7 protein-coding genes are annotated in these 5,440 nt (G+C 69.8%); 3 read left to right on the plus strand and 4 right to left on the minus strand.

The window, feature by feature from the left end; all coding sequences use genetic code 11:
- Positions 1–63: 63 nt before the first annotated feature.
- From VF665_RS18040 to VF665_RS18055, 4 genes are all read right to left on the minus strand, one after another.
- The gene (locus VF665_RS18040) at positions 64–603 is read right to left on the minus strand and encodes a hypothetical protein (RefSeq protein WP_331054843.1); all 540 of its coding nucleotides are present in this window, start codon (positions 601–603) and stop codon (positions 64–66) included.
- Between the two features lie 78 nt (positions 604–681).
- On the minus strand, positions 682–1,212 hold the full coding sequence (locus VF665_RS18045) for a hypothetical protein (RefSeq protein ID WP_331054844.1): 531 nt from the start codon (positions 1,210–1,212) through the stop codon (positions 682–684).
- 33 nt (positions 1,213–1,245) lie between these two features.
- On the minus strand, positions 1,246–1,764 hold the full coding sequence (locus VF665_RS18050; protein WP_331054845.1) for a hypothetical protein: 519 nt from the start codon (positions 1,762–1,764) through the stop codon (positions 1,246–1,248).
- Positions 1,761–2,120 carry a hypothetical protein gene (locus VF665_RS18055; protein WP_331054846.1) on the minus strand — a complete coding sequence of 120 codons (360 nt, stop codon included), beginning with the start codon at positions 2,118–2,120 and terminating at the stop codon, positions 1,761–1,763. The genes VF665_RS18050 and VF665_RS18055 overlap by 4 nt, the downstream gene beginning before the upstream one ends.
- Positions 2,121–2,358: 238 nt before the next feature.
- Between VF665_RS18055 and VF665_RS18060 the strand changes: the two genes are divergently transcribed.
- The 3 genes from VF665_RS18060 to VF665_RS18070 are packed head-to-tail and all read left to right on the plus strand — an operon-like array spanning position 2,359 to position 5,165.
- The gene (locus VF665_RS18060; RefSeq protein ID WP_331054847.1) at positions 2,359–3,228 is read left to right on the plus strand and encodes a serine hydrolase; all 870 of its coding nucleotides are present in this window, start codon (positions 2,359–2,361) and stop codon (positions 3,226–3,228) included.
- Complete coding sequence (locus VF665_RS18065) at positions 3,228–3,920, plus strand: hypothetical protein (RefSeq protein ID WP_331054848.1); 693 nt, start codon at positions 3,228–3,230, stop codon at positions 3,918–3,920. Before VF665_RS18060 ends, VF665_RS18065 begins: the two co-directional genes overlap by 1 nt.
- A 6-nt stretch (positions 3,921–3,926) precedes the next feature.
- Positions 3,927–5,165 carry a hypothetical protein gene (locus VF665_RS18070; RefSeq protein ID WP_331054849.1) on the plus strand — a complete coding sequence of 413 codons (1,239 nt, stop codon included), beginning with the start codon at positions 3,927–3,929 and terminating at the stop codon, positions 5,163–5,165.
- The last annotated feature ends 275 nt before the right edge of the window (positions 5,166–5,440 follow it).

Below are 5,440 nucleotides of genomic sequence, written 5' to 3' on the forward strand. Positions count from 1 at the left end.
CCAGGTTGCAGGCGTACCACCCCGCGCAGCGTATCGGGGAGAGTCCGGCGACTGTCTCTGGCGTCACGACCACAGCCCAAGCCACGCGCCGGCATAGGCCGCGATGAACATCAGGATGCAGGAGACGGGGATGATGCCCACTCCCCACGCCCACCACCGGGGCGGCCGCGGCGTCAGGCGGATGCCGAGCGCGAGCGCCAGCAGCATCGCCGCGATTCCCACCCATGGCGCCGCCGCCGAACGCATGCCCGCCATGGACAGGGTCGCCGCCGCGAGGACGGCAGCGGACAGGGCGAGGGCCGCCCGCCTGCCCAGCCGCGGGTTCCACCGCGCCAGCGCCATGGCGAACGGGACGTAGAAGAACGCCAGCGCGGGGATCGCGGGGCTGAAGAGCAGGTACGTGTAGACGAGCATTCCCGGCTCGCGGCCGGCCCAGCTCCGTTCTCCCAGCGCGTACAGCGCCGCCCACGCCGCCACGATCCCAAGCGGATACGCCACGCCCGCTACGAACAGCGCGTTGTACCCGTACCAGGCCACGAATCGGCCGGGCGTAAGGTCTTCCCGTCCACGGTCCGCCGTGCCTGGCGGGACCATCGTCGTCATCCTGCTCACCTTGCACCTTCCTCGAAGCGGCGCCTCCCGCGGCGGGAGGCGCGCTCCATCCATCCCCACCCGTGCCCGCTACAGCCCGCCATCCCATGTGGCGATGCTCACCACGATGGCGGCGATCAACCCGCACATGGGCACCACCGCCAGGATCCACATCCACCAGCGGGGCGGCCGGCTCCCCAGCCGCATGACCCAGGGAAACAGCGCCATGGCGGGGAGCAGCCCCATCCAGAGCGCCAGGTTCTCGCGCCGGTGCAGAATGGGGACGACGGAGAAGATGGTGACCACCACGCTGACACACGAAAGCCGGAACCGCCGCACGCCCGGCCACCGTTCCCCCACGGCGACGGCCGCGGCCACCACCATTCCGCCCAGCATCAGCAGCGGCAGCCCCACAAAGAACAGGATGCCCGCCAGCGCCATCCCGGGATCCTCCACGAATTCGTCCGGGCCCATCATGATGGCCCCGAGCGCCGCCACCATCAGCGGCACCACCGTCCCGCCGAACAGAGCCAGGTTGAACGCGAAGTTGCGCCCGCTCATCGATTCGCCGCGAACCGGGGGTGCGCCCCCGTCCTCAAGCGGCAGTGTGCCGTCCGTCATGTTCGCCTCCCGTGTGGAAAGGCCCGCTCCGGATCAGAAGTCCATCACCTGCATCACCACGTACATGACCCCGCCCAGCACCAGCAGCGCGCCGGGCGCCAGCGCGGCGATCCACTCCACCTCGTCCGGCCGGCCGCCCCGGTTCAGGCGGATCCCCAGCGTCCAGCCCACCATTCCCGCGGCCACCACCGCCCACCCGGCCACCTGCGCCGGCTGCAGCGGAAGCGACCACCACATCGCCAGCCCCAGCGTGGCGAGCATCGCCACCACCACCAGCGCCCGCGCCCTGCGGGGCCACCCCGCGCCCAGGTACATCATCACCGGCAGAAACAGCACGCCGAAGATGGAGAGCGGAATCCCCGTGAACAGGTAGGCGAACAGCAGCCCGCCCAGGTCGCTGAACTCCCCGCGGGCGTTGCCGGCGCCGATCTGCACCGCCCACCCGCCCAGCAGCATGGCCGGAAGCACGGCCCCCAGCAGCAGCGCCAGGTTCCAGCCGAACCAGTCCAGGGCCCCGCGCGGATGCATGCGGAGCCCCGTGAGGCTGGTCACGCCTCCGCCCGCGCCGCACGGCCGCGGCGCAGACGGCTGAACACGTACAGGTTGAAGAAGTGCATGGCGCCCAGAACAAAGAGCACCACCCCCACCTTGCCGGCCAGCATCTCCACCGCGCTGCGCACCGTGGCCACCTCGTCGGTGGTGCGCAGCGCCAGGCACACGAAGGCGAAGTTCACCAGGTAGAAGCCCACCACCAGCAGGTGGTTCACCGACACGGCCAGCTCCGTGTCGCCGTGAAAGACGTCTACCAGAAAGCGGTGGCCGTTCTGGAACAGCGTGCGCGCCACCCACACGGTCACCCCGATGGTGACGGCCAGGTACGCTCCATATGCCGCGACGATGGTATCCATCTTCCCCTCCCGTGGTGTGATTTGAACGTGTTCAAAACCTGCAGGGTCATGATAGCCCGCCCCGCATCGGCCGTCAAGACTTTTGTTGAACGCGTTCAGAACCTAGCATCCGCGCCAGAGCTGCCGCATGGGTCAGCCGGCGGGGGTGGGGTGGCGTGCATCGTGCAAGGCGGCAGCGTTTCGCCGCCTCCGGGCGGCATTCGCGCACCATCATCCGCCGGCCCGCCACCCTGCCCTCATGGCACCCAGGAAAGAGCGGAAGGAAGACGACGACCCGTTGCGGACCACCGTAAGCAGGATCGCCGACGACGCGGGCGCACGCTCCGTCGCCGTGGCCTATCACGACTATGAAACGCGCACCGCGTGGAGCTACCGCGGCGACGAATGGTTCCACGCGGCCAGCACCATCAAGGTGCCCGTGCTGCTGGGGGTGTTTCACGCCATCCAGCGCGGCGAGCTTTCGCTCAACGCGCGGGTGCACGTGCGCAACCGCTTTCTGAGCGTGGCCGACGGCTCGGCCTTCAGCCTGGAGAAGGGGCGCGACGCCAACAGCGACGTGCAGGCCGCCATTGGCAAGACCATGAAGGTGGACGAACTGGCCCACCACATGATCACCACCAGCAGCAACCTGGCGACCAACCTGCTCATTGAGATCGTGGGGGTGGAGCAGATCCGCGACACGCTCAAGGAGCTGAACCTGGACGACGGGGTGGAGTTCCGCCGCGGGGTGGAGGACGAGCGGGCCTACGAGGCGGGGGTCAGCAACCGGTGCACGGCCGACGGCATGCTGCGCGTGCTGCGCGCCATTGAGGAGCGCAAGGCGTTCAGCGCCAAGGCGTCGGAGCGCATGCTGGAGATCCTGCACGCGCAGGCGTTCCGCAGCGGCATTCCCGCGGGACTCCCGGAGGATGCGCGCGTGGCGCACAAGACGGGGGAAATCAGCACCGTGGCGCACGACGCGGGGATCGTGTACCTGCCCCGGCGCAAGCCGTTCGCGCTGGTGGTGCTTACGGAGTGGGACGCGCAGAAGACGTCGGGGCGCAGCGACACCATCGCCCGCATCTCCCGCAGCGTGTACGAGCGGCTGTCGGGAAAGGGCGGGGACTGATGCCCACTCTGCGCGTCGTGGACGCCACCCGGCTGCCCCGCGTGTACCGCGAGGTGCTGCGCCCGGGCGAACTGATGCACGACCGCGACGGCCGCGCCCGCCGGCTGCCGCGCTGGTTCTTCGAGGTGCCGTCGTGGGAGGCGGCGCTGGGAACGGACCTGGCCCCGCACTTCAAGGTGTGGGAGTTCCTGAACGTGGACGTGCGCGAGCACGAGGTGCAGCGGCTGCGCTGGCCGCGCTACCTGCCGCTGGGGGTGAGCATGCTGGCCTCCGCGCTGGAAATGCTGCGGGCCAGCGTGGGCACCTACGTGCACGTGGCCGCCAACGGCGGGTACCGGTCGCCCGCGCACCGGCTCACCGCCCACGCCTCCACGCACCTGTGGGGCACGGGGGTGAACCTGTACCGCATCGGCGACGACTGGCTCGACGACGAGCGCACCATCACCCGGTACAGCCGCCTGGCGAGGTCGCTGTCGCCGGGGATCTTCGCCATGCCGTACGGGCACGGGGTGGGGGAGACGGACGACCACCTGCACCTGGACCTGGGATACGTGGCGGTGGTGCCGCACGGGGCCGCCAGCGAGGTGGACTCCGGCGATGTGCGCGACGAGGGCGGGCACGACGAAGAGGGTGCCGTGGCGGAGCCGTTGCGCGGTACGGACGAGGACGAGACAGAAACCGGTGATCGATAAACGCTGATGGCAGACACCACCAAGAAACGCTCGGGCGCCAAGGGCGAATCTCGCCCGGAGGGCGTGCTGGAACTGGCCGCCGTGGGGATGGAGGCCGAGTTCCAGGTGGAAGTCGACGGCCAGCCCGCCCGCCCCGAGGACGTGTTCGGCAGCCCCCGCAACTTCATGCAGGGGGCGCTCATGCACCGCGTGGGCACCTCGTACCACCTGCCCACGGGCGGGGCGGTGTACTTTGACACGGGGGTGATCGAGGTCGCCACGCCGGTGATCGAGATCGACCGCGGGTGCGCGGCGCGCGCCGGCCGCTCGCTCTGGGAAAGCATCCTGGTGCTGCGCGACGAGCTGGACGGCTGGGAACAGCGCACGGGGCACCACGTGCGGCTTTCCGGCTTCAGCACGCACTACAACGTGTCGTTCGAGCTGCCGCGCGCGGAGCAGGGGCGCAGCCGCACGGTGCGCAAGCTGGCGCTGCTGCTGTCGTACATCCTCCCCGTTCCGGTGATGCTGCTGGCCACCAACCCGCGCAGCACCGGGGTGGGGGTGCGCCCGCGCGGCGACCGCATTGAGGTCACGGTAGACTTCACCCCCAGCGCCTCGCTGATGATCGCCACGGGAACCCTCATCGTGGGGATCGTGCGCGAGGTCATGGCGTGGCCCTCGTTCGAGCTGGACATGCTGGAGCGGATGGAGCTGCCGGTGATCGCCGGGTACACGCCCATGAAGCACACGTCGCGCAAGGGATGGCTGGCGCGCAACGACTGCTACGACCGCGACCCGTTCCAGACGGACATCGACGACGCGGTGTGGGACACCACGGACGGGCGCACGCTCAGCCTGCGCAGCATCGCGGGGCTCATCACCAAGCACTTCTGGCACCCCATCCGCCGCATCAGCGATCCGTGGACCTTCCGGCTGATCGGCTCGGTGATGCGGGGGCGCGCGCCGTCGCTGCTGGATCTGGACGACCGCCCGGCGGAGTACGACGACGTGGGCCGGCTGTGCACCTGGGACAACCTGTTCCCGGAAGACGAGCTGAGCCGCAGCCGCTACGAGCGCGTGCTCATCCGCGCCATCTCGGGGCAGAAGCTGTGGATGCACGGGCGCCGCTACCGGCCCACGGGGATGCGCGGGTGGTCCGCCGTGGTGTTCCGCGCGGAGGACGACGACTCGCGCCACGTGTTCAGCATCGACTACCTGCTGGGGCATCTGCGGGACTGGGAGCAGACGGCCACGCGGGGAGGGTGAACTGCAGGAACTGCAGGGAGTAGGGAATAGGGACTAGGGAATAGGTGGATTGGCGCGGCCCCGTCTTCTGGTGTGGAAGGCGGGGCCACGTTGCGCTTTGCGGGGATGGCGAGCCCGTGAGGCACCCTCTGTCGGGCTCATCCCAGCCTGTTGAGCAGCCCGCTCGCCCGGACGCCGCGGCCCGTGAGTGTCATTCTGAAGGAGGCGCCGCGCGGAGTGTCGGCGTGCTCAGACTCTGGCGCCGACAGAAGAATCCCGCGCCGCGCCTTCCGATG

This window comes from Longimicrobium sp., from assembly GCF_036387355.1.
GTDB lineage: Bacteria > Gemmatimonadota > Gemmatimonadetes > Longimicrobiales > Longimicrobiaceae > Longimicrobium.

Excerpts from the sequence above, each read along its gene's own strand:
- VF665_RS18040 (WP_331054843.1), bottom strand. The coding sequence starts at position 603 with ATGACGACGATGGTCCCGCCAGGCACGGCGGACCGTGGACGGGAAGAC.
- VF665_RS18045 (WP_331054844.1), bottom strand. The coding sequence starts at position 1,212 with ATGACGGACGGCACACTGCCGCTTGAGGACGGGGGCGCACCCCCGGTT.
- VF665_RS18055 (WP_331054846.1), bottom strand. The coding sequence starts at position 2,120 with ATGGATACCATCGTCGCGGCATATGGAGCGTACCTGGCCGTCACCATC.
- VF665_RS18060 (WP_331054847.1), top strand. The coding sequence starts at position 2,359 with ATGGCACCCAGGAAAGAGCGGAAGGAAGACGACGACCCGTTGCGGACC.
- VF665_RS18065 (WP_331054848.1), top strand. The coding sequence starts at position 3,228 with ATGCCCACTCTGCGCGTCGTGGACGCCACCCGGCTGCCCCGCGTGTAC.
- VF665_RS18070 (WP_331054849.1), top strand. The coding sequence starts at position 3,927 with ATGGCAGACACCACCAAGAAACGCTCGGGCGCCAAGGGCGAATCTCGC.